This is a genomic window from Aeromonas sp. ZOR0001, from assembly GCF_000801015.1.
Taxonomy (GTDB): domain Bacteria; phylum Pseudomonadota; class Gammaproteobacteria; order Enterobacterales; family Aeromonadaceae; genus Aeromonas; species Aeromonas veronii.
Genome location: NZ_JRJY01000164.1, coordinates 47,913 through 69,629, shown reverse-complemented (window position 1 = coordinate 69,629; position 21,717 = coordinate 47,913). Strand labels below are relative to the sequence as shown.

Annotated in this window: 18 protein-coding genes; 8 read left to right on the top strand and 10 right to left on the bottom strand. The window is 58.0% G+C overall.

Annotated elements, in window-relative coordinates; all coding sequences use genetic code 11:
- The first annotated feature begins 22 nt into the window (after positions 1 to 22).
- Positions 23 to 829, top strand: a complete 807-nt coding sequence (locus L972_RS19600) for a MipA/OmpV family protein (protein ID WP_047440476.1) — start codon at positions 23 to 25, stop codon at positions 827 to 829.
- Between the two features lie 111 nt (positions 830 to 940).
- Here L972_RS19600 and L972_RS19595 read toward each other — a convergent pair whose 3' ends face one another.
- The gene (locus L972_RS19595) at positions 941 to 1,741 is read right to left on the bottom strand and encodes an alpha/beta fold hydrolase (protein WP_042053123.1); all 801 of its coding nucleotides are present in this window, start codon (positions 1,739 to 1,741) and stop codon (positions 941 to 943) included.
- Between the two features lie 128 nt (positions 1,742 to 1,869).
- On the opposite strand from L972_RS19595, the gene ppk2 reads away from it, so the two are divergent.
- Complete coding sequence (gene ppk2 / locus L972_RS19590) at positions 1,870 to 2,685, top strand: polyphosphate kinase 2 (protein WP_005361444.1); 816 nt, start codon at positions 1,870 to 1,872, stop codon at positions 2,683 to 2,685.
- A gap of 112 nt (positions 2,686 to 2,797) precedes the next feature.
- Here the strand turns inward: ppk2 and L972_RS19585 are convergent, their stop codons facing one another.
- The 5 genes from L972_RS19585 to yejK all read right to left on the bottom strand — a co-directional run bounded on the left by L972_RS19585 (position 2,798) and on the right by yejK (position 9,273).
- Positions 2,798 to 3,934, bottom strand: coding sequence for an ABC transporter ATP-binding protein (locus L972_RS19585; RefSeq protein ID WP_005333867.1), 1,137 nt, complete (start codon positions 3,932 to 3,934; stop codon positions 2,798 to 2,800).
- Positions 3,935 to 4,002: 68 nt separating this feature from the next.
- Complete coding sequence (gene malG / locus L972_RS19580) at positions 4,003 to 4,893, bottom strand: maltose ABC transporter permease MalG (RefSeq protein WP_041209357.1); 891 nt, start codon at positions 4,891 to 4,893, stop codon at positions 4,003 to 4,005.
- 12 nt (positions 4,894 to 4,905) lie between these two features.
- Complete coding sequence (gene malF / locus L972_RS19575) at positions 4,906 to 6,558, bottom strand: maltose ABC transporter permease MalF (RefSeq protein WP_005333870.1); 1,653 nt, start codon at positions 6,556 to 6,558, stop codon at positions 4,906 to 4,908.
- Positions 6,559 to 6,633: 75 nt separating this feature from the next.
- A complete protein-coding gene (malE, locus tag L972_RS19570; protein WP_047440472.1) occupies positions 6,634 to 7,815 on the bottom strand; it encodes a maltose/maltodextrin ABC transporter substrate-binding protein MalE in 1,182 nt (393 codons plus the stop codon).
- Between the two features lie 408 nt (positions 7,816 to 8,223).
- Positions 8,224 to 9,273 (bottom strand): nucleoid-associated protein YejK, encoded by a 1,050-nt coding sequence (gene yejK / locus L972_RS19565; protein ID WP_047440469.1) that lies wholly within the window; start codon positions 9,271 to 9,273, stop codon positions 8,224 to 8,226.
- Between the two features lie 73 nt (positions 9,274 to 9,346).
- Here yejK and L972_RS19560 point away from each other — a divergent pair, with 73 nt between their 5' ends.
- Both L972_RS19560 and L972_RS19555 read left to right on the top strand, forming a co-directional pair.
- Positions 9,347 to 9,574 (top strand): YejL family protein, encoded by a 228-nt coding sequence (locus tag L972_RS19560; RefSeq protein WP_005333874.1) that lies wholly within the window; start codon positions 9,347 to 9,349, stop codon positions 9,572 to 9,574.
- Between the two features lie 47 nt (positions 9,575 to 9,621).
- The gene (locus L972_RS19555) at positions 9,622 to 11,472 is read left to right on the top strand and encodes a DUF3413 domain-containing protein (RefSeq protein ID WP_047440467.1); all 1,851 of its coding nucleotides are present in this window, start codon (positions 9,622 to 9,624) and stop codon (positions 11,470 to 11,472) included.
- Positions 11,473 to 11,557: 85 nt separating this feature from the next.
- On the opposite strand, the gene L972_RS19550 is transcribed toward L972_RS19555, so the two are convergent.
- Entirely contained in the window at positions 11,558 to 12,343 is a 786-nt protein-coding gene (locus tag L972_RS19550; protein ID WP_052200106.1) for a MetQ/NlpA family ABC transporter substrate-binding protein, read from the bottom strand.
- 603 nt (positions 12,344 to 12,946) lie between these two features.
- On the opposite strand from L972_RS19550, the gene asp reads away from it, so the two are divergent.
- Both asp and L972_RS19540 read left to right on the top strand, forming a co-directional pair.
- Complete coding sequence (gene asp, locus L972_RS19545) at positions 12,947 to 14,821, top strand: serine protease Asp (RefSeq protein ID WP_047440466.1); 1,875 nt, start codon at positions 12,947 to 12,949, stop codon at positions 14,819 to 14,821.
- Positions 14,822 to 14,839: 18 nt separating this feature from the next.
- Complete coding sequence (locus L972_RS19540; protein ID WP_047440464.1) at positions 14,840 to 15,298, top strand: serine protease chaperone; 459 nt, start codon at positions 14,840 to 14,842, stop codon at positions 15,296 to 15,298.
- Between the two features lie 67 nt (positions 15,299 to 15,365).
- On the opposite strand, the gene ppsA is transcribed toward L972_RS19540, so the two are convergent.
- A complete protein-coding gene (ppsA, locus tag L972_RS19535; protein ID WP_047440462.1) occupies positions 15,366 to 17,738 on the bottom strand; it encodes a phosphoenolpyruvate synthase in 2,373 nt (790 codons plus the stop codon).
- 347 nt (positions 17,739 to 18,085) lie between these two features.
- Between ppsA and ppsR the strand changes: the two genes are divergently transcribed.
- Positions 18,086 to 18,898 carry a posphoenolpyruvate synthetase regulatory kinase/phosphorylase PpsR gene (ppsR, locus tag L972_RS19530; RefSeq protein ID WP_005344832.1) on the top strand — a complete coding sequence of 271 codons (813 nt, stop codon included), beginning with the start codon at positions 18,086 to 18,088 and terminating at the stop codon, positions 18,896 to 18,898.
- 239 nt (positions 18,899 to 19,137) lie between these two features.
- On the opposite strand, the gene L972_RS19525 is transcribed toward ppsR, so the two are convergent.
- The gene (locus L972_RS19525) at positions 19,138 to 19,434 is read right to left on the bottom strand and encodes a hypothetical protein (protein ID WP_231560961.1); all 297 of its coding nucleotides are present in this window, start codon (positions 19,432 to 19,434) and stop codon (positions 19,138 to 19,140) included.
- 386 nt (positions 19,435 to 19,820) lie between these two features.
- On the opposite strand from L972_RS19525, the gene L972_RS19520 reads away from it, so the two are divergent.
- Positions 19,821 to 21,203, top strand: coding sequence for an amino acid permease (locus tag L972_RS19520; RefSeq protein WP_005333893.1), 1,383 nt, complete (start codon positions 19,821 to 19,823; stop codon positions 21,201 to 21,203).
- Positions 21,204 to 21,303: 100 nt separating this feature from the next.
- Here L972_RS19520 and L972_RS19515 read toward each other — a convergent pair whose 3' ends face one another.
- Positions 21,304 to 21,630 carry an ArsR/SmtB family transcription factor gene (locus L972_RS19515; protein WP_005344826.1) on the bottom strand — a complete coding sequence of 109 codons (327 nt, stop codon included), beginning with the start codon at positions 21,628 to 21,630 and terminating at the stop codon, positions 21,304 to 21,306.
- Positions 21,631 to 21,717 lie beyond the last annotated feature (87 nt).

The window sequence follows — 21,717 nt, the reverse complement described above, 5'->3', positions numbered from 1 at the left end:
CAATCGTGACAACGGAGTGTCCATGACCTTTTTTCGTCAAATCAGAGCGGCAGGGCTGACGGCCCTGCTCCTCGCTGCCGCCATGCCAGCGCGTGCCGATATCGATCTTGGCGCCATGGACCTGCTCACCAGCGACAGCCCTACCAGCCCGGTGCCACAGGGCTTTGTCGCCGGAGCGGCGCTCATCGGGGGGCAGGCCCGTTATGAAGCACAAGATAACAGCCTCTACGCCATCCCCGGCTTTATCTATTTTGGCGACCAGTTCATGTTTCTGGGGGATCGAGCCCGCTACTACTTCCACAAGGATGAGAACGTGGCCCTCTACGGCTATGGCCGGGTCCGTTTTGGCAATCTGGATCCCGAGGACTCTCCGGCCTTTACTGGCATGGAGCAGCGAAAATGGCAGCTGGAAGGCGGGATCGGTGGCAACATCATCACCCCCTACGCCCTGCTGACCGTGCGTGCCAACAGCGATGTCACCGGCCGCAGCAAGGGGCAGGAGCTGCTGCTGTGGGCCGACTTCCCCATCCTGCGTGACAACCTGCTGATCATGCCGGGGATGGGGCTGATGCTGCGCAGCGACAAGATGGCCAACTACTACTTCGGCGGCATCTCCGAGAGCGAGGCAACCGCCCAGCGGCCTGCTTGGGATACCGGTACCACCCTCTCCCCGATGACGGCCCTCATCACCAGTTACCGCTTCAGCCCCAACTGGATTGGCATGTTTGCCATGAACTACGAATGGTATGATCGGGACATCAAAAACAGCCCCATCGTCCAGCACGATGGCGAGCTCTATGCGGGTTTTGCGCTGGGCTATATCTGGTAACGGTTATGAGTCTTGAACCGTGAGACACGACCAAACAAAAGGGAGCCCTCGGCTCCCTTTTTCACGACCATCAGGCTGGTAGTACAGCCTACTCAGGCCACCAATTCAGGCTTACAGCGCCGCCAGAAACCCGGCCAGCTGCTGATTGACGAAAGCCGGATTTTCCAACGATGAGATGTGGCCAGCGGCCGGGATCTCCTTGAACGGGCAACCCAGCACCTCGGCCATCAGATAGCCCTCCAGCACCGGACGGGCCTTGTCCTCGCAGCCGGTCATCACCAGCGCGGGAGTGGTGATCTCCTCCAGCCACTCGATACGATCTTCGCGGGTCACAAAGCTGCGGCCCACCGCCACCATGGCGGCAATCTTCTCGTTTGGCCAGGCGGCCAGACGCGCCTTGAAACCACTCATCAGCGCCTCATCAGGCTGGCTGGCAAAGAAGATCGGCGCCACCTGTTCGATGATGGGCGCCGGCACAGTGCCGAGCTGCTCGATCATCGCCAGCATGCCGAGGTAGCGCTCGCAGGTGATCTGCGGTTCCAGGCCGACAAAACTGTCCATCAGCACCAGACCCTTAAGGCGGTTTGGCACCATGCGCGCCAGCTCAACACCCCACATGCCGCCGATGGAGAGGCCCACCAACACGAACTCGTCAACCCCGAGGGCATCGAGCAGCGCCAGGTGATCCCGCGCCAGCGTCGCCAGGGTGCAGCCACCTTCGGGGAGCAGGTCGGAATCGCCGTGGCCCCACAGCTCGGGAACGATGCAGCGATAGCTGCCCTTGAGCGCCTCAATTTGCGGCGCCCACATGGCGCTGTCCCACAGATAGCTGTGACCAAACAGCAGTACCGGCCCTTGTCCTTCATCCAGATAGGCCATCCGGCGGCCCGCTATCTCCATAAAATGCTTCATGTTATCTCCTGTTGCCAGCGATGGGCGGGCAGTGTATCACGTCCCCCTTGGCAGGTGACGCCTCCCTGGTGCAAGCTGACAGTGACTCAAAGAAGTCACCTATGAAAGGATGCCAAAAGGAGAAGCCCATGGCGAAGGAGAAGAGCAAGAAGCGGCCACGTCTGGACAAGAAGTGCTACGAGCACCACCTTGCCCATCTGCAGGAGGAGCTGGTCAAGCTGCAGGAGTGGGTCAAGCAGGAGGGGTTAAAGGTAGTGGTACTGTTCGAGGGACGGGACGCCGCCGGTAAAGGGGGCGTCATCAAGGCGATTACCGAACCGCTCAACCCCCGGGTCTGCCGGGTCACGGCGCTGCCCGCCCCCTCCGATCGGGAGCGCTCCCAGTGGTACTTTCAGCGTTATGTGGCCCACCTGCCCGCCGCTGGCGAGATGGTGCTGTTTGACCGCTCCTGGTACAACCGGGCCGGAGTCGAGCGGGTGATGGGATTTTGCAGCGATGCCGAGTATCGCGAGTTTCTGCGCGCCTGCCCCGAGTTTGAGCGGATGCTGATCCGCTCCGGCATCACCTTGATCAAATACTGGTTCTCGGTCAGCGATGAGGAGCAGGAGAAGCGCTTCAAGGAGCGGATCAACACCCCCATCAAGCGCTGGAAGTTCAGCCCGATGGATTTGCAATCCCGCTCGCGCTGGGTGGAGTACTCCCGCGCCAAGGATGACATGTTCACCTACACCGACACCGAGGATTGCCCCTGGTTCGTGGTGGAGGCGGACGACAAGCGCCGTGCTCGCCTCAACTGTATCGCCCATCTGCTGAGCAAGGTGCCCTACGAGGCGATCCACTACGAGCCTATCAAGCTCCCCCCCATCAAGACCGAAGGGTATGAGCGCCCGCCGCTGGCCAGCCAGACCTTTGTGCCCGATATTACCGCCGAACTCGAGGCTTGAACCCGGTTACCTTGCCTATCTGCATGTTCAAATCGCAGGCAATAAAAAGCCGGTCTGACGACCGGCAAAAAGGCATTGATTATTAAGAAAGGAAAACCAGCACAACAAAAAATCAGGTACGGATATATTTGGCGGTACGGGGGAACGCCTGCTCCTTGGCATCGAACAGGTAGCAGGCTTCGGCCGGGATACCCACGCTGTAGGTCTGACCGGTAGCTACATCCACATCCGAGGTGGCCTTGACGGTAAAGTCGTGACCATCCACATCCATATAAACGAAGGACTCGGCCCCCAGGTGCTCGGCCACCTGCACGATCCCGCTCACCTTGCTGTGTGCATGGGGGTGATCCAGCGGCATCAGATGCTCGGGGCGAATACCCAGCTCCACCTTGTCTCCCACAGCGCCACTACGGGCATCGACCCGGGCACGCACGGTATCGCCAGAGGTCAGCTTGACCAGACACTCCTGCTCGCCAATCTCCAGCAACTCGCCCGCCAGGAAGTTCATCTTGGGAGAGCCGATAAAGCCCGCCACGAACTTGTTGTCCGGGTTGTGGTAGAGATCCAGCGGTGAACCGAACTGTTCCAGGTTGGTGGCAGCTTCGGCCTTGAGCGGGCTCAGCACCACAATCTTGTCGGCCAGGGTCATCGCTTCCACCTGATCGTGGGTCACGTAGATGATGGTGGAGTTAAGCTCCTTGTGCAGCTTGGCGATCTCGATCCGCATCTTGACCCGCAGGGCGGCATCCAGGTTGGAGAGCGGCTCGTCAAACAGGAACACCTGTGGCTGCTGCACGATGGAGCGACCGATGGCGACACGCTGACGCTGACCACCGGAGAGCGCCTTGGGCTTTCTGTCCAGCAGCGGCTCGAGACCCAGGATCTCGGCGGCGCGCATCACCCGCTTGTGGATGTTCTCTTTGTCCATCTTCTTGAGCTTCAGACCAAAGGCCATGTTCTCGTAGATGTTCATGTGCGGATAAAGGGCGTAGGACTGGAACACCATGCCGACGTTGCGCTCTACCGGCGGCACGTCGTTCATGTAGCGACCGCCGATGGTCAGCTCACCGCTGGTGATATCTTCCAGACCCGCGATCATCCGCAGCAGGGTGGATTTGCCACAGCCGGACGGGCCGACGAAGACGATGAATTCGCCTTCCTTGATGGAGAGGTTGATGTTGCGCAGGGTGTCCTTGTGAACAGCCGGATCGTAATTTTTGCGAACGTTGTTGAGTACTACTTCAGCCATGACGAGCTCCGCTCTTGAATCTTTGCAAATCGTGATAGCGGGGGGATTCAGCTCCCCCGGCCATAAACTTAACCTTTCACACCACCAGCAGTCAGACCGCCAACCAACCAGCGCTGTGCCAGCAGGAACACCACTGTGATGGGGAAACCGGAAAGCACTGCGGCCGCCGCGAAATCACCCCACAGATAGTTCTGCGGATAGAGGTACTGCTGGGCCCCGACCGCCAGGGTCAGATTGTTCACATCCTGCAGCAGGATGGAGGCCATGGGCACCTCGGTAATGGAACCGATAAAGGCCAGAATAAACACTACCGCCAGAATGGGCACCGACAGGGGCAACAGGATCAGACGGAATGCCTGCCACGGGGTCGCCCCGTCAATGGCCGCAGCCTCCTCCAGGGAGGAGTCGATGGTCTCGAAGTAGCCCTTGATGGTCCAGACGTGGAGGGCAATCCCCCCCATATACGCCAGGATCAGGCCACCGTGGGTGTTGAGACCCAGCCAGGGGATGTAGTCACCAATCTTGTTAAAGAGCGCGTAGATGGCTACCAGTGCCAGCACTGCCGGGAACATCTGGAAAATCAGCATGCCCTGCAGGATGGTGGACTTGCCACGAAAACGCAGGCGGGCAAAGGCGTAAGCACAGGTGGTGGAGAGCGTCACGATCATCAGGGCAGTGATGCCGGCGATCTTGATGGAGTTCCACAACCAGGTCAGCACCGGGAACGGCGGCGGCGTGATGCTGCCATCGGCGTTGGTGATGGAGATGCCCAGCGCCAGCTTCCAGTGATCCAGCGTCGGATTGGAGGGGATGATCTCCCCTACCGCGAAGTTACCGTTACGGAACGAGATGGCGATAACCATGATCAACGGGAAGATGATCAGCGCCAGGAAGCCCCACATGACCAGGTGGGTTGCCCACACCCGGTATTTGACTGATTTGGGTTGTACGATTGCCATGTTGAAGCCTCCTTACAGCTGCTTGTCGGCTTTGGACAATTTCAGGTTGAGCAGCGCCAGCGCACCTACGATGAGGAAGATAGCTGTGGCGATGGCACTGGCCAGACCGTAGTCCTGACCACCCGATCCCTGGAACGCAATCCGGTAGGTATAACTCACCAGCAAGTCGGTGGTACCGGCCGGAGTGCTGGCGCCGATGATGTCGGGCGCACCGTTGGTCAACAACTGGATAAGCACGAAGTTGTTGAAGTTGAAGGCGAACGAGGCAATCAACAGCGGTGTCAGCGGCTTCATCAGCAGCGGCACGGTGATCTTGAAGAAGTTCTGTACCGGACCGGCACCATCCATGGCGGACGCTTCATAGAGATCTTCCGGAATGGCTTTGAGCAGGCCCATGCAGAGGATCATCATGTAGGGGTAGCCGAGCCAGGTGTTGACAATCAGGATCATCACCTTGGCCAGGAAGGGGTTGGTATACCAGTCCGGTTTGATGCCAAACGCCGCTTCCAGGAACATGTTGATCTCACCGAAGTTCTGGTTGAACAACCCCTTGAACACCAGGATGGAGATAAACGCCGGGATCGCATAGGGCAGGATCAACATGACCCGATAGAAACCGCGCCCCTTGAGTTCTTCCCACTGCACCAGACAGGCCAGCACCATGCCGATAGCCAGGGTGAAAGCGACGGAGCAGGTTGAGAAGATCACGGTCCAGATGAAGATCTGCAGGAAGGGTGACTGGATGCCCGGATCGGTGACGATGCGCGCGAAGTTCTTCCAACCCACGCTCACCACAAAGCCCGGAGCAATCCCCTTGCCGACAAACTGACCCTGTTCGTCGATGTACTGATAGAAGCCGGTCTCACCATTGGGCAGCATCAGCTCGCCATTCTGGGTATCACGCAGCAGGTTGCTGTCTTTGATCACCACGCCGGACTTGAGCACGGCACCATCCATCAGACGGGTGTAGTGCTGCTTCTGGGCGGCAAACTTGCGCAGACTGCTCAGAGTCAGATGGGTACCGCCATCCGGCAGTACCAGATCAAGGTCACTCAGATGAGTGCGATGCTCAACAATGGCGCGGATCGGTGCGGCCTTGCTGGCCGCTTCGCCAGTGAAGGGCTGCAGCTCGACCACTTGCTGGGTGTTCTGCACACGGCCCTCGCGGGACGCCAGCTCACGGGCCTTGTTGGTCATCAGGGAAACAGGTTGGCTGATAAAGGATTGATCATCCTGTGTCAGCAGCAGCTGGAACTGGCCATTGTCGCCACCCAGCAGGGTAAAATCGAATTCACCGCCCGCCACCTTGTAGGTTTTCTTCAGGTGGTAGTCCCGCGCCTGCTCCACGGAGAGCAAGTTGGACCCCGAATAGTTGGTGAAGGCAATGCCAATGGTGTAGGCAAGAGGGAAGATGATAAACACAACCATGCCCGCAACACCCGGAAAGATGTAGCGATGGGCATAGGTCTTCTTGTTCATGAAGACATACAGACCGACGGAAACCACCACCAGATCCAGCAGCGCGAATACCCACTCGCCACTGGCGTACATCATCACGGCTGCGTAGCCGTTGAGGATGGCAACCAGGGCCGCTATGGTCCACTTAAGCCAGGTGTGCTTATCCTTCGGACCGGCATAGGACTCAACAGAAGGTACTACTTCCATGCCAATTAACCTTTATAACGCCAAGAGAGATTTGAGAGAGTGGGAGGCCATGACGGCCTCCCGGGTAGTGCGTGCTTACTGAACGATACGCTTGGCAGCGGTATCCAGAGCTTCGTCAACACCCTGACGACCGGAGGTCACGTTCTTGAGGGCAGTTTCGAAGGAAGACCAGAAACGGCTCATCTCGGGAACGGATGGCATCGGCTCGCCAGCCTGGGCGTTCAGCATGGTGGCCTTGATGTGCGGATCGGATTCCAGGGTCTTCTGGAAGGATTTCAGCGCAACGGCACCCAGCGGCTTGTCGGCGTTAACCGGCGCCAGACCGGCATCGGTCAGCAGGTAGTTTTCCAGGAACTCGATGGCCAGATCCTTGTTCGGGCTGGCGGCGTTGATGGTGGCACCCAGTACGCCAACGAAGGCTTTGGCCGGCTTGCCGTTCAGGGTCGGCAGCGGCGCTACGCCGTACTTGATGCCGCTCTTGTCCAGGTTGCTCCAGGCCCAGGGACCGTTGATCATCATGGCCACTTCGCCCTTGTTGAACTTGGCGTCCATCACACCGTAGTCGATGCCTTTTTCCAGGTGACCGGACTTGATCATCTCGGAGATGTAGCCCACGCCCATCTTGGCACCTGCGTTGTTCACGCCGGTATCTTTCACGTCATAACCGGTAGCGGTTTTCTTGAAGGCGTAACCACCGTTGGCAGCCACCAGCGGATAGCTGAAGTACGGGGTGTCATAAGCCCACATGATGGCGCGCTTGCCGTTTTTCTTCAGAGTCTCGTCAATCTTGGCGATCTCTTCGAAGGTTTTCGGCGGCTCGGGCAGCAGGTCCTTGTTATAAATCAGGCTGACCGCTTCCATGGCAACCGGGTAGCCATAGGTTTTGCCATCAACAGTCATGGCATCCCATGCCAGCGGTTCAAATTTGCCTTTGGTGGCAGCGTTCGGCGTTACCGGAACCAGCAAACCGGCTTTGACCCACTCACCGTAACGGTCGTGAGCCCAGAAGAAGATGTCCGGGCCGTTGCCAGTGGCGGCGGCTTGCTGGAATTTCACTTCAACCTGATCCGGGTGAGCCACAGTAACCTTGATGCCGGTTTCTGCTTCAAATTTCTTACCCACTTCAGCCAGACCGTTGTATCCCTTGTCACCGTTGATCCAGATGGTCAGCTGGCCTTCATCGATGGCAGCAGTAGCAGAGCAAGCGACGCCAAGAGTGGCCAGACCGATCAGGGATGACAGCAATTTCTTTTTCATGAGCCTTTCCTTGTTTTAGTTCCGCGCTGTAAGAGCATTGTGTGCGAGATGAATATTATCCCAAGCGGCAAACGGCTCACATGACGCAACTCGCATTTTTGAAATGCAATTACGTATTTCCTTCCATAAAGTTTTGAAAACATTTTCTTATTTCAGGGAATTACGGCCATTTATCGGCTTAATTCCAGACAAACACAGAATAATAATTACCAAAATGAAATAAAATTTCATGAATGAAAGGGTTTTCACCTCAATGAAAACCCTTTCAGATGGTTTATTTTGTTTGATTTGTTAACAAAGTACCGCGCCAGTTTCGAGGTCTGCCCGGGCGCGATAAAAAAAGAGACCCCGCCGGGGCGGAGTCTCTTTTTGCGAGAAATGACGAGTTGATCACACTCGGGAGCATGACTACGACTGGCGCAGCAGCTGATCCTTGAGATTGGGCGGCACACCCTTGATAGTCAGGGTGTCGGTCTGAGGGTCGTAAAAGATCCGGCTGTTCAACAGCTTCTGCTCAAAGCTCAGAGTCAGACCGCCGCCGGAGCCGACAAACTTGGTCAAACCACGCAAGGTAGAGCGATCCGCCGGGAAACGCTCTTCCAGCTCATACTCCTGACCGATAAAGCTGTAAAAATCGAGGTCACCGTCACTAGGTAATTCTGCAGACAGCTCCTTGATTTCGATCTCTTCACCGGCGCTCGCCTGTTCGGTGCAATATTTGAAGACCTGCTTTTTATAGTCATTGCGCTCGGTCGGTTCAAGCTGACGACTGTCGCAATAATCTTCGACCGCCTGCAGCAAGCCTTTATTTTGTACCTTGGCATCCATACCCTCGCGGGCACCCAGCAGATCCATAAAGAAGTCGCCCAGTTTGCGACCAATGCGCCCCTTGCTGAAGGTGATATAGCGGCGCGAATCCGGTTGGGTTTTCCATTCGGTCAAATCAATGCGGGCCACCAGATTGAGTTTGCCGATATCCAGATACTGGATATGGCGCAATTCCAGCGCTTCGCTGACGGTGACGCTCTCCTTGCCCTCCAGCAGGGCAATCAGCAGATAATCGACCCCGACGTAGTTATATTTGGCAAACAGCAGCACCCCCTGCTCATCGAGGGCGTGCTCCACCAGCTGCTTGACCAGCATCTGGGTCACAGTGACCGAAAAGGGAACGAATTCGGTCTGCTCGGCGAGCAGCTGTTCGAGGGCGATACGAAACGCGGGTGAAGGCTGCTTGGGAGCATCGATGCCGTCGGCCAGCTCGGCGACGGCGGCCTCGGGGTCGGCAAAGAAGCCAAAGCCCTTGCCGCCCTTGCCGTTGTAGATCCGATGCAGTTCCGCCATCAGTCCCTGTACCGCCTCATCAGGGGGCAGGGTCTGGCTGCGGGTATCGGCGTGGGGTTGACCATCGCCGCCCTGGCGCAAGGAGTGAAGAATGATCTTGTCGATATCGAGACTCATGTCACAAAGCCATAGTGTTAGCCGAAAGGGTGAAGTATTATAAGGCGCTTTGAACCGAGATGAACTGAAGATTATGCCTATCGTATCAAAGTACAATAACGAGCAATTTGACGCCCTGATGAACGACCTGATCACCGCGCTGGAAAAGCATAAAGCGCCGGTGGATCTCAGCCTTATGGTGCTTGGCAATCTGACCACCAATATCATCAACGGTATGGCACCGGCCCAGCGCCAGGCCATCACTGAAAAGTTTGTCCAGGCCCTGACCGCATCGGTCGATAATCGCCACGACGCACACTGAGTCCCCGACTCTGTTGATTTGACGTTTCTCAACGCAGATGGATCACTATGGTCGAAACCGGTAACCCCTATCGTGATAATGTCTCTCGCCTGATCACCTGGGGGCATTGGTTCTCCTTCTTCAACATTATTCTGGCCATGCTCATCGCCACCCGTTATCTGGGTGCCATCAGCTGGCCATCGACCACGCTTGGCGTGATCTATCTCGTTGTAAGCTGGATTGGCCACTTCTCGTTTCTGAGTTTTGTCACCTACCTGTTGACGATCTTCCCGCTCAGCTTCGTGCTGCCCAAGGAGAAGTCGTTGCGGTTCATCTCGGCCATCATCGCTACCCTGGCGCTGGTGCTGCTGCTGATCGACACCCAGGTATTCCGGCTGTTCAAGTTCCACCTCAACAGTCAGGTATGGCAGTTGCTGCTGGATCAGGCGCAGACCGAAGAGGGCTCAATCTGGAGCATCATCTTCGTTGCCGTGCCCACCATCTTCCTGCTGCAACTGCTGCTGTCGGCCTATGTCTGGCGCAAGATCAACAAGCGCAAGCGCCGCCAGTACGGCAATCAGGTGGGGCTGGCCCTGCTGATCTGCTTTATTCTGACCCACGTGGTCAACAGCTGGGCCGATGCGACCCTCTATCAGCCGATCACCATGCAGAGAGCCAACTTCCCCCTCTCCTACCCCATGACGGCCCGCTCCTTCCTGGCCAAACATGGCTGGCTGGATCTGGATCAGTACGAGAAGCAGGCTGCTTCCCAGGGGGATAACAGCGACAGCCGGATGCATTACCCACTGCGCCCGCTCAACGTCAACGCCCCCCTGACTCACAACAATCTGCTGATTGTGGTGGTCGACTCATTGCGTTTTGACATGCTCAACAACATCAACATGCCCAATCTGCAGCGCTATGCGGATCAGCATCTGACGTTCCGCAATCACCTGAGTGGCGGCAACGACGACCTGATGGGCATGTTCAGCCTCTTCTACGGGTTGCCCGGTCACTACTACAAGGACATCAGCAGCGACAAGCGTCCGCCGGTGCTGTTCGACGAGATGCTGCGCCAGGATTACCAGTTCGGGCTGTTCGGCGCGATGGAAGATGCCCAGAAGTATCGCAAGAGCATCCTCGCCGGTCTGCGCAAACAGGTGTTTGTCTCCGAGCAGAGTGACGATGGCAAGCTGCTGACCGACTGGCAACAGTGGCTGGAGAAGCGCTCTCCCGAGCGCCCCTGGTTCTCGCTGGTCTATCTCTCGAGCCCCGGCGACTACCAGTTACCCGCCACCATGAAGGGGCCGTTCCAGCCGGAGCTTGCCAACTTCAATCCGGCGACCGCCTATCGGGCGGAGAACCTGCAAAAACTGGAGAACCGCTACAAGAACTCGGTCTTCTATACCGACCAGTTGCTTGAGCAGATGCTGACCAAACTGCAGTCGCAGGGGATGGACAGCAACACCATCGTCGTCATCACCTCCAACCACGGCCAGGAGTTCAACGACACCCGCAGCAACAGCTGGGGCGCAGGCAGCAACTACTCACCCTATCAGGTGCAGGTACCGCTGGTACTGGCCTGGCCGGGGCGCGGCAGTGAGGTTCGGGAACAACCGAGCAGCCATTTCGATCTGGCGCCGACCCTGATGCAGGGGATGCTGGGCGTGCGCAATCCGGCGCGCGATTACAGCATTGGCCGCTCGCTGTTTGATACCAGCCCGCGCAACTGGCTGCTGGCCGGGGATCAGAACGACTTCGCCATCTATGAAGGGGAGACCATCACCCACTTCAACAAGCAGGGCGACTTCGAACTGCTGGAGCGCAACAGCTATCGCCCGATCAAGCACGGCACCCCGGATATGGGCGCCATGATCCAGGTGATGAACGAGCTGAACCGCTTCTATCGCAACCAGTGAAGCGCCCGTTGATGGCTTGCTACCATAAAAAACGCCCCGAATTCGGGGCGTTTTTCGTTGTATAGCCGGGCCACGTTCACGACTGTTAGCCACCCCACCCTTGCGGGTACTTGTAGCCGACGAAACGCTTGGTTGCATAGGCTTTGAAAGCCGCCGAGTTGTAGGCTGCCGCCACATCTTTGGCAAACGGCTGATCCGCATCTGCGCTTTTCACCACCACCCAGTTGATAAAATCGTAGCTGCGCTCCAGAAACAGTCCTTCACTGAACGGGATTCCGCTGGAGGCGGCAAAATTACCGTTGATCACCGAGAAGTCCACATCCTCGCGCGAGCGTGGCAGTTGCGCCGCCTCCAGCAACACCAGCTTGAGATTGTGCGGATTGTTCACCACATCAAACTCGCTCGCTTTTAGCGGGTTTATTCCCTCCTTGAGAGTGAGCCAACCAAGATCCTGCAGCATCAACAGCGCCCGCGCCTGATTGGTGGGATCGTTGGGGATGGCCACCGTGCTCCCCTCTTTCACCTTGTCGAGTGCTGCCAGCTTGCCGGAATAGAGTCCCATCGGACCGGTTGGCACCTGGGTAATGGGCGCCAGCGACAAGCCGCGATCTTTGGCAAAACTCTCCAGATAGGGTTTGTGCTGGAAGCAGTTCACATCCAGTGATCCGTCAGCCAGAGCAATATTGGGGGTCACATAGTCGGTGAACTCCACCAGCTTGACCTTGTACCCCTTGGCCTCCAGCTGCGGCTTGATGGAATCGGTCACCATGTCGGCAAAATCCCCCACCGTGGTACCAATCACAATCTCCTGCTTGGTCGGCAAGGGCGCATCGGCGGCAACCGCGGAAAAAGAGAGGCTCCCGACCGCCATCGCGGCAATAAAAGTGCTGGCGCCAGCAGTGGCGCGCAAGGAAGCAGTCAAAGGAGAAGATAAGAAGGAACGAAACGGCATAGGGACTCCCTGTCAGGTACGCATCAAGCTATGGGACTGCGGCGGGGTGGCTCTCAGAGATTAGGCCCCTCAAACCACAGCATTCTAGCCATCCAAACGGCTATTTCAATTACCATAACAGAGCCATCCACCGCCGCCAAGCAATAAACCGCTGGTTCCACATCATCACCCTTGCTGTCACCCCCGAATGCATAGCTGCACTCACGTTGGCACACACAACCATGCAACTCACGTTCAAGAGCGCACGAGCTCCCCTCGGGATTGCCCCGAATCGAGATGGCTGCGGCGAAGGAGAGTCGCGAGAGGAGTGAATTACAGATAAAAAGATCAGTAGCGAACGGTGAGAACCATTCTCAATAAAACACATAACCAGCGTCATTGGAATACCTACCATAAACCAGATCGGATTTCTTTGAACCTCATTGCGTTTTTTGAAAATGGCTCTTTTTGAACCCCTACCACCCGTGTATAGATTTCCGTCGCACTCAGGATGGTGCGATCCAAGATGGAGTTAAAAAAATAATGAAGCAAACATCGTTAGCACTGGCGATCACAGCACTGCTGTCGACCCTGCCCAGTGCGCTCGTTCAGGCAAATGAAGGTTGTGCGCCGCTCACCGGCAAGGAGAGCGGCATGGATATCGGACGCAGCAGCACCGAGCGCTGCCTGCCAGGTGCCAATCCCCTGCAGGATCAGCAGTGGTATCTGCTCAACAGCGGCCAGGATGGATTCAGCGCCCGTGGCGGTATAGCGGGCAATGATCTCAACCTCTGGTGGGCTCATCGCACCGGCGTGCTGGGCCAGGGAGTCAATGTGGCCGTGGTGGATGATGGTCTGGCCATCGCCCACCCGGATCTGGCGGAGAATGTGCGTCCGGGTTCGAAAAACGTGGTAACCGGCAGCGATGACCCGACACCGACCGATCCGGATACGGCCCACGGCACCTCGGTCTCCGGCATTATTGCGGCGGTAGACAACGCCATCGGTACCAAGGGAATTGCCCCGCGAGCCCAGCTGCAGGGATTCAACCTGCTGGATGACAACAGCCAGCAGTTGCAGAAGGATTGGCTCTACGCCCTTGGCGACAGCGATGCCAGTCGCGACAACCGGGTGTTCAACCAGAGCTACGGCATGAGTGTGGTGGATCCCCGCTCGGCCAACTCTCTGGGTCAATCCCAGCTTGATCGTCTGTTTGAACAACAGACCCTCAAGGCGCAGAGCGCGGCCTATATCAAGGCCGCCGGCAACGGCTTCAACAAGATAGCGGCGGGCGGCTATGTGCTTAACCGCATCGGCAATGGCCCCAAATTGCCGTTTGAAAACAGCAACCTCGATCCCTCCAACAGCAACTTCTGGAACCTGGTGGTAAGCGCTCTCAACGCCGATGGCGTCAGATCCTCCTACTCCAGCGTCGGCAGCAACATCTTCCTGAGCGCGACCGGCGGCGAGTACGGTACCGACTCTCCGGCGATGGTGACCACGGATCTGCCCGGCTGCGACATGGGTTACAACCGCACCGACGATCCCAGCACCAACCGGCTGCACGGCAACCCGCAACTGGATGCCAGCTGCGACTACAACGGCGTAATGAACGGCACCTCCTCCGCCACCCCCAGCACCTCCGGCGCCATGGCGCTGCTGATGTCCGCCTACCCGGATCTGTCGGTACGTGACCTGCGGGATCTGCTGGCGCGCAGCGCAACCCGGGTCGATGCCACACAGAAACCTGTGATGGTCAGCTACACCAGCAGCACCGGCAAGGTGCGTGATGTGAAAGGGCTGGAAGGGTGGGAGCGCAATGCCGCCGGCATGTGGTTCAACCCGACTTACGGTTTTGGTCTGATCGACGTCAACAAGGCCCTTGAGCTGGCAGCCAATCACCAACCCCTCCCCCCGCTGGTGCAACTGCCGTGGCAGAAGATCAATGTCACCGGCAGTGCCGCCGCCATTGCGGATGTGGGCAACAGCCCGACCAGCTCGACAACCCGCATCGCGACACCATTGACGGTAGAAGCGGTTCAGGTGATGGTGAGCCTGGATCACCAGCGTCTGCCCGATCTGCTGATCGAACTGGTCTCCCCCGCCGGCACCCGTAGCATCCTGCTGAGCCCCTTCAACAGCCTGGTAGGCCAATCTCTCGACCAGCAGCAGCTGGGCTTTGTACGAACCAAGGGATTGCGCGACATGCGGATGCTATCCAACAAGTTCTACGGCGAATCGGCGCAAGGCACATGGCGACTGGAAGTGACCGATGTTGCCAACGGTACCCGTCAGGTCTCTCTGCTCAATCGCGAGACCCGTGAGCGCACCACCCTGACCGAGCGCAACAATCGCCAACCGGGCAAGCTGATCTCATGGTCCCTGCGGGTCCTGGGTCACGATGCCAACCGCAGCTAACACGCTAGGAGTATTACCATGAACAAACCTGTTACCTTGCTTCTGGCAACCCTGCTGGCCCCCCTCTCGGGACAGCTCTGCGCCCAGGAGTCCATCACCATGGATGGCAAGCAGTACAGCACCATAGAGGTGAACGGCCAGACCTACCTCATTCCTGACAACGGCAGCAAGAAGCGGGTCGCCCGCAGCCTTGACAGCAAGGTCCCGCAACAGACCCTGCGCCGCGGTGACGTGTTGATGCAAGGGGCCGCCAGCCCCGAGCTGACTGTAAGCGGCACCCTGCTGGTGGAAGCTGACGATGCCACCGCCAAGGCGCTGGCAAGCCGCCACGGCCTGAACTTCAAGCAGAGCAGCGGCGGCATCGCCCTGCTTGAGGCCAAACCGGGCACCGATCTCAACGCCATCGCCACCAAGCTCAAGAGCGAAGGGGTGAATGTGCAGATCGAGCTGTCGGGGGCAGAACAGCAGCCGAAATAGGTCGCGACACGCAGATAACAAAGGGGGCCATTATGGCCCCCTTTCTGCTGCTCATTTTGACAGTGACTTACTTGGCGCCATGCTGCTCCGCCAGATAGAGCCAGGTATCGACCACGGTATCGGGGTTGAGCGACACCGAGTCGATCCCCTGCTCCACCAGCCAGGCGGCGAAGTCCGGATGATCAGATGGGCCCTGACCGCAGATCCCCACGTACTTGCCCGCCTTGCGCGCTGCCTGGATCGCCATCGACAGCAGTGCCTTGACCGCCTCGTTGCGCTCGTCGAACAGGTGGGCAATCAGCCCGGAATCCCGATCCAGCCCAAGGGTGAGCTGGGTCATGTCGTTGGAACCGATGGAGAAGCCATCCACGTGCTCGAGGAACTTGTCTGCCAACAGGGCATTGCTCGGGATCTCGCACATCATGATCACCTTGAGCCCCCGCTCGCCGCGGCGCAGACCGTTCTCGGCCAGGATGTCGATCACCTGCTCCGCCTCGCCCACGGTACGCACGAAGGGGATCATCACCTCGACGTTGGTCAACCCCATCACATCGCGCACCCGCTTGATCGCCTCGCACTCGAGGGCAAAGCAGGGGCGGAAGCTATCGGCGATGTAGCGGGATGCGCCACGAAAACCGATCATCGGGTTCTCCTCGTGGGGCTCGTAGCCACGACCGCCCACCAGATTGGCGTACTCGTTGGACTTGAAGTCCGACATCCGCACGATCACCCGCTCCGGCCAGAAGGCGGCCCCCAGAGTCGCGATCCCCTCGGTCAGCTTGGCCACATAGAACTCCCGCGGGCTGTCGTAGCCGGCGATCATCTTGGCGATGGTGGCCTGCAGCTCTGGGGTTTGCTGGTCAAACTCCAGCAAGGCCTTGGGGTGCACCCCGATCATCCGGTTGATGATAAATTCAAGGCGTGCCAGCCCTACGCCTGCATTAGGCAACTGGGCAAAGTCGAAAGCGCGGTCCGGGTTGCCGACGTTCATCATGATCTTGATGGGCAGGCGCGGCATATTGCCCACCTCGGTCACCGCCACGTCGAAGTCCAGCTCGCCGTCATAGATAAAACCGGTATCCCCTTCCGCGCAGGACACGGTGATCCGCTGGCCCGGCTGAATATGATCCGTAGCGTTGCCACAGCCCACCACTGCCGGAATGCCCAGCTCACGGGCGATAATGGCGGCGTGACAGGTGCGCCCCCCCCGGTTGGTGACGATGGCGGAGGCCCGCTTCATGATGGGCTCCCAGTCCGGGTCGGTCATGTCGGTGACCAGCACATCGCCGGGTTGCACTTCGTCCATCTGGCTGATGGAGGAGATGACCCGCGCCGGGCCCGCACCAATCTTGTGACCGATAGCACGCCCCTCGATCAACACCTTGCCCGCTTGCTTGAGGGCAAAACGCTCGAGGGTGTTAGCCTCCTGGCGGCTGCGCACGGTTTCCGGGCGGGCCTGCACGATATAGAGCTGGCCATCCTGACCATCCTTGGCCCACTCGATATCCATCGGGCGGCCATAGTGCTGCTCGATGATGAGGGCCTGTTTCGCCAGCGCCATCACCTCCTCATCTGTGATGCAGAAGCGGCGGCGCTCGGCCTCATTGGTGTCGACAATCTTCACCTGACGGCCGTGACCGGCATCGTCCGAATAGGTCATCTTGATAAGCTTGGAGCCGAGGGTCTTGCGCACCACCGCCGGGCGGCCCCCCTTGAGAGTCGGCTTGTGCACATAGAACTCGTCCGGGTTGACCGCTCCCTGCACTACCATCTCGCCCAGACCATGGGCGCCGGTGATAAAGACCACGTCGTTGAAGCCGGACTCGGTATCCAGAGTAAACATGACGCCGGAGGCGGCGAGATCGGAACGCACCATCCGCTGCACCCCGGCCGAGAGGGCAACACCCTTGTGGTCGTAGCCCTGATGCACCCGATAGGAGATGGCGCGATCGTTGAACAGGGAAGCAAACACATGCTTGACCGCCGTCATGACGGCATCGATGCCACGTACGTTGAGGAAGGTCTCCTGCTGACCGGCAAAGGAGGCGTCCGGCATATCCTCGGCAGTGGCGGAGGAGCGCACCGCAAACGAGGCCTCGACACCGGCACTCAACTTTTCATAGGCAACCCGGATAGCCTGCTCCAGCTCGGGCTGGAACGGAGCTTCGATCACCCAGTCGCGGATCTGCTGACCGGCCCGGTTGAGGGCGGCGATATCGTCCACGTCGAGATTGTCGAGCAGATGGTGGATCTTGCCGTTGAGGCCGCTTGACTCCAGAAACTCGTTAAACGCAAAGGCGGTGGTGGCAAAGCCCCCCGGCACGGATACGCCGGCGCCAGAGAGGTTGCTGATCATCTCGCCAAGGGATGCGTTCTTGCCGCCAACTCGTTCTACGTCCTGCATTCCGAGTTGTTCGTACCAGAGCACGTACTGTTGCACTTGGATGTCTCCAGGTTGGTGGGCACCGATGCCATAGCACCTCGAGCGCCCGATTTAATCGATGAGGTTATGGGTAAGTCAGGTGCGTTATTGTCTGTTTCTTTTGTTGCCAACGACCATGAAAACGTTTTCTACTTATTTTCAAAAAAATCCCCGAGCAAGAGTTGGGGATGGTCGAATGACCGGAACATTCTACAATGGCGACACAAAAAGATAACGATTCAGGTTTGCAAGCCACTTCACAACTTGGGCACAGCAGACCGGTTGACAAAACTGGTATGGTTTCGGGAGATACTTCTCACCCCTTACCCCATGCGACACCACCCGCGGTATCACAGGAGCCCTACGTGCACACCGTATTTTATGTTTCAGACGGCACCGCCATCACCGCCGAAGTGTTCGGCCACGCGGTACTGAGCCAGTTTCCGCTGGCCTTCGAGCAGATCACTATCCCCTTTGTGGAGACACTGGAGAAAGCCCGTCAGGTACGGATGCGGATCGACGAGCAGTTTCGCCAGACCGGGGTACGCCCCATCCTGTTTCACACCATCGTCGACCCGCTGGTACGGGAAGAGGTACTGAAATCGGAGGCGTGCGGCCACGACTTTCTCAATACCTTCGTCAGCCCGCTGGAGCAGGAGCTGGGGGTAAAAGCCGAGCCCCGCCTCCACCGCACCCACGGCATGGAGAACCGCAAGCTCTATGACGATCGCATCGAGGCGGTCAACTTCGCACTTGCCAACGACGATGGTATCACCACCAAGGAGTACGATGAGGCGGACATCATCCTGATCGGGGTCTCCCGCTGCGGCAAGACCCCCACCAGCCTCTATCTGGCGCTGCAGTTTGGCATTCGCGCCGCCAACTACCCCTTTATCGAGCAGGACATGGGGATGCTGGAGCTGCCCGCCCCCCTCAAGGCCAACCGTCACAAGCTGTTTGGCCTCACCATAGCGCCGCAGCGGCTGCACGAGATCCGTAACCAGCGCCGTGCCAACAGCCGCTACTCCTCCATCGAACAATGCGAGCAGGAGCTGGCCTGCGTGGAGAGGCTGTTTCGCCAGGAGGCGATCCGCTTCCTCGATACCAGCTCCCACTCGGTGGAGGAGATCAGCGCCAAGGTCCTCGAGGCAACCGGTCTGCGCCGCCAGCTCTGTTAAGCCAGCTTTACAGCTATCGGCATCAACAAAAGATAAAAATTACAGTGTCGCGGCGAAAGTCAGCTGTGGCGAACTGCAATTCACATAGATGACAGTGAAAAGCGTGGATAAAAAAGGGATAAGCACCACAAATGCTTATCCCTCTTCTTGTCGACCTTGGCGTTGTGCCCTTGTCACCTGCTGCCAGTTAGCCGCTATTCGATTCCGTTCTGCTGCGCTCGGCAAACAGCCAGCGTTCACTAACGATTGAGCTCAGGGTTGTTCATCAACCGGCCATAGAAGGCCAGCAAACCGTGGCGCAGGCGAACCCGCTCCGCCAGCCAGCCGCCAACGAGCGCCCCCGTTACCCCACCAACCAGCAACAGCGGCTGCCAGTAGTGCAGCAACCCATGATCACCGAGCGAGAGCCAGCCCAGCAGCATGGTGGCGGCCACCAGCAACAACAGCGGACTCGCGGCAATCCCTAACCAGAGCGCCACCAGTACACCCCGGGCAACCCCTTGTTGCAGCACGCTTTCGCGCTCTCTGTACTCCAACTCCCTGCACTCTTCCCTGTACTCTCGCTTGTTTGGCATCATTTGCATCCATTTGTGGCTTGGCACCACAAAAGCGCACCAACAAGACAAAATGTCAACAAAACAGAATTCGATTGCACAAACATCAACCAGAAACTACCGAGAAGCCTCTTCAGATCATGAAAAAGCTGCCTTTGGTACAAAACACGGCCATTAGAGATGGAAAACAGGTGCATTCATGGCGGATTATCACTATTCTGCTTCGGTTGCCAGCCAACACTAAAAATTGAAAATGGCGTGGCGTAACGAAACAAATACAGCTTTCGTCAGGTTTTGGCTACGCACTGCGGCCTGCTCAGGATGAGCCCAACACCGACCAGAGATAACAGAGACGTAAGGACAGACCCATGGATTTGAAACAAGACGGTGAGGAGCTGAAGCGCGGCCTTAAAAACCGCCACATTCAGTTGATTGCTTTGGGCGGCGCCATCGGCACCGGCCTCTTTCTGGGCATTGCCCAAACCATCAAGATGGCAGGCCCTTCGGTCCTGCTGGGGTATGCCATCGGCGGCTTTATCGCCTTCCTGATCATGCGCCAGCTCGGCGAAATGGTGGTGGAAGAGCCGGTAGCCGGTTCATTCAGCCACTTTGCCTACAAATACTGGGGTGAGTTTGCCGGTTTTGCGTCCGGCTGGAACTACTGGGTGCTCTACGTGCTGGTGAGCATGGCCGAGCTGACCGCGGTGGGCATCTATGTCCAGTACTGGTGGCCCGAGATCCCGACCTGGATGTCGGCAGCCTTCTTCTTCGTGCTGATCAACGCCATCAACCTCTCCAACGTCAAAGCGTTTGGCGAGATGGAGTTCTGGTTCGCCATCATCAAGGTGGTCGCCATCATCGGCATGATTGGCTTTGGCGGCTATCTGCTCATCTCTGGTGCCGGTGGCCCCGAGGCGAGCGTCACCAACCTGTGGGCACAAGGGGGCTTCTTCCCCAACGGCATCAGCGGTCTGGTGATGGCGATGGCGGTGATCATGTTCTCCTTTGGCGGTCTGGAGCTGGTGGGTATTACCGCCGCCGAAGCGGACAATCCCGAGAAGAGCATTCCCAAGGCCACCAATCAGGTGATCTACCGCATCCTAATCTTCTATATCGGTGCTCTGGCTATCCTGATGTCCCTCTACCCCTGGGGTAAAGTGGTGGAAGGCGGTAGCCCGTTCGTGATGATCTTCCATGCACTGGACAGCAATCTGGTCGCCACCGTACTCAACATCGTGGTGCTGACGGCGGCACTGTCGGTCTACAACAGCTGCGTCTACTGCAACAGCCGGATGCTGTTCGGTCTGGCCAAACAGGGCAACGGCCCGAAAGCCCTGCTCAAGACCAACAAGAGCGGCGTGCCGCTGGTTGCCCTCTCGGTCTCGGCCATCGCCACCCTGCTCTGCGTGCTGATCAACTACCTGATGCCGGGCAAGGCGTTCGGTCTACTGATGGCGCTGGTGGTCTCCGCACTGGTGATCAACTGGGCGATGATCAGCCTCGCGCACCTCAAGTTCCGCAAGGCCAAGGTCGCAGAGGGTGTCCAGCCCAAGTTCAAGGCGTTCTGGTACCCCTTCGGCAACTATCTCTGCCTCGCGTTCATGGCCGGTATTCTGGTGATCATGTATATGACCCCGGATTTTCGCATCTCGGTCGAACTGATCCCAGCCTGGCTGGTGGTGTTGGGCATTGGCTTTGTCATCAAGCGCAAAGGACAAGCCCAAAGCAAGGTCGCAGCCAATCTGGGTTAATGCCCGAATCTAGCGACATCAATGCAAAACGCCGATCACATGATCGGCGTTTTTTTATTGCGCGCAGCGCAACTGACCGCACTACTAGCAGCCATAGCCCTCAGGAAGGCAGCTCTTGCCTTTGATCTTGCCGATGCTCCGGGCTGTTGACGCAACACTCATCGCGGAAAAAAGCGATGATCTCCTCCAGCACCGCGTATTGAGAGACGCAAAGCAGGGTGCGACTCTCCCGGTTTTGCTTCACCAGCCCCACCGAGACCAGCGCCGCGATATGGTGGCTGAGGGTGGAAGCGGGGATCGCCAGCTGCTTTTGCAGCTCCCCCACCGGCAGCCCCTGCTCTCCCGCCTTGACCAGATGCTTGAAGATAAACAGCCGGGTCGGATGACCCAGCTCTTTCAATGCCTTGGCGACCTCTTCCAGTTGCATCTCTGCGCCCTCCACAAATTTGATATTTCGATAATACCAGAAATATCTTGACCGGCCATTTGTTTCGATTATTCTGGAAATATAGAA

What these genes read in the sequence shown, in the direction of transcription:
- L972_RS19600 (WP_047440476.1), top strand. Translation starts at nt 23, where the DNA reads ATGACCTTTTTTCGTCAAATCAGAGCGGCAGGGCTGACGGCCCTGCTC.
- L972_RS19520 (WP_005333893.1), top strand. Translation starts at nt 19,821, where the DNA reads ATGGATTTGAAACAAGACGGTGAGGAGCTGAAGCGCGGCCTTAAAAAC.
- yejK (WP_047440469.1), bottom strand. Translation starts at nt 9,273, where the DNA reads ATGAGTCTCGATATCGACAAGATCATTCTTCACTCCTTGCGCCAGGGC.
- malE (WP_047440472.1), bottom strand. Translation starts at nt 7,815, where the DNA reads ATGAAAAAGAAATTGCTGTCATCCCTGATCGGTCTGGCCACTCTTGGC.
- malG (WP_041209357.1), bottom strand. Translation starts at nt 4,893, where the DNA reads ATGGCAATCGTACAACCCAAATCAGTCAAATACCGGGTGTGGGCAACC.
- L972_RS19540 (WP_047440464.1), top strand. Translation starts at nt 14,840, where the DNA reads ATGAACAAACCTGTTACCTTGCTTCTGGCAACCCTGCTGGCCCCCCTC.
- L972_RS19555 (WP_047440467.1), top strand. Translation starts at nt 9,622, where the DNA reads ATGGTCGAAACCGGTAACCCCTATCGTGATAATGTCTCTCGCCTGATC.
- asp (WP_047440466.1), top strand. Translation starts at nt 12,947, where the DNA reads ATGAAGCAAACATCGTTAGCACTGGCGATCACAGCACTGCTGTCGACC.
- L972_RS19595 (WP_042053123.1), bottom strand. Translation starts at nt 1,741, where the DNA reads ATGAAGCATTTTATGGAGATAGCGGGCCGCCGGATGGCCTATCTGGAT.
- ppk2 (WP_005361444.1), top strand. Translation starts at nt 1,870, where the DNA reads ATGGCGAAGGAGAAGAGCAAGAAGCGGCCACGTCTGGACAAGAAGTGC.
- L972_RS19550 (WP_052200106.1), bottom strand. Translation starts at nt 12,343, where the DNA reads ATGGCGGTCGGGAGCCTCTCTTTTTCCGCGGTTGCCGCCGATGCGCCC.
- L972_RS19560 (WP_005333874.1), top strand. Translation starts at nt 9,347, where the DNA reads ATGCCTATCGTATCAAAGTACAATAACGAGCAATTTGACGCCCTGATG.
- L972_RS19585 (WP_005333867.1), bottom strand. Translation starts at nt 3,934, where the DNA reads ATGGCTGAAGTAGTACTCAACAACGTTCGCAAAAATTACGATCCGGCT.
- malF (WP_005333870.1), bottom strand. Translation starts at nt 6,558, where the DNA reads ATGGAAGTAGTACCTTCTGTTGAGTCCTATGCCGGTCCGAAGGATAAG.
- L972_RS19515 (WP_005344826.1), bottom strand. Translation starts at nt 21,630, where the DNA reads ATGCAACTGGAAGAGGTCGCCAAGGCATTGAAAGAGCTGGGTCATCCG.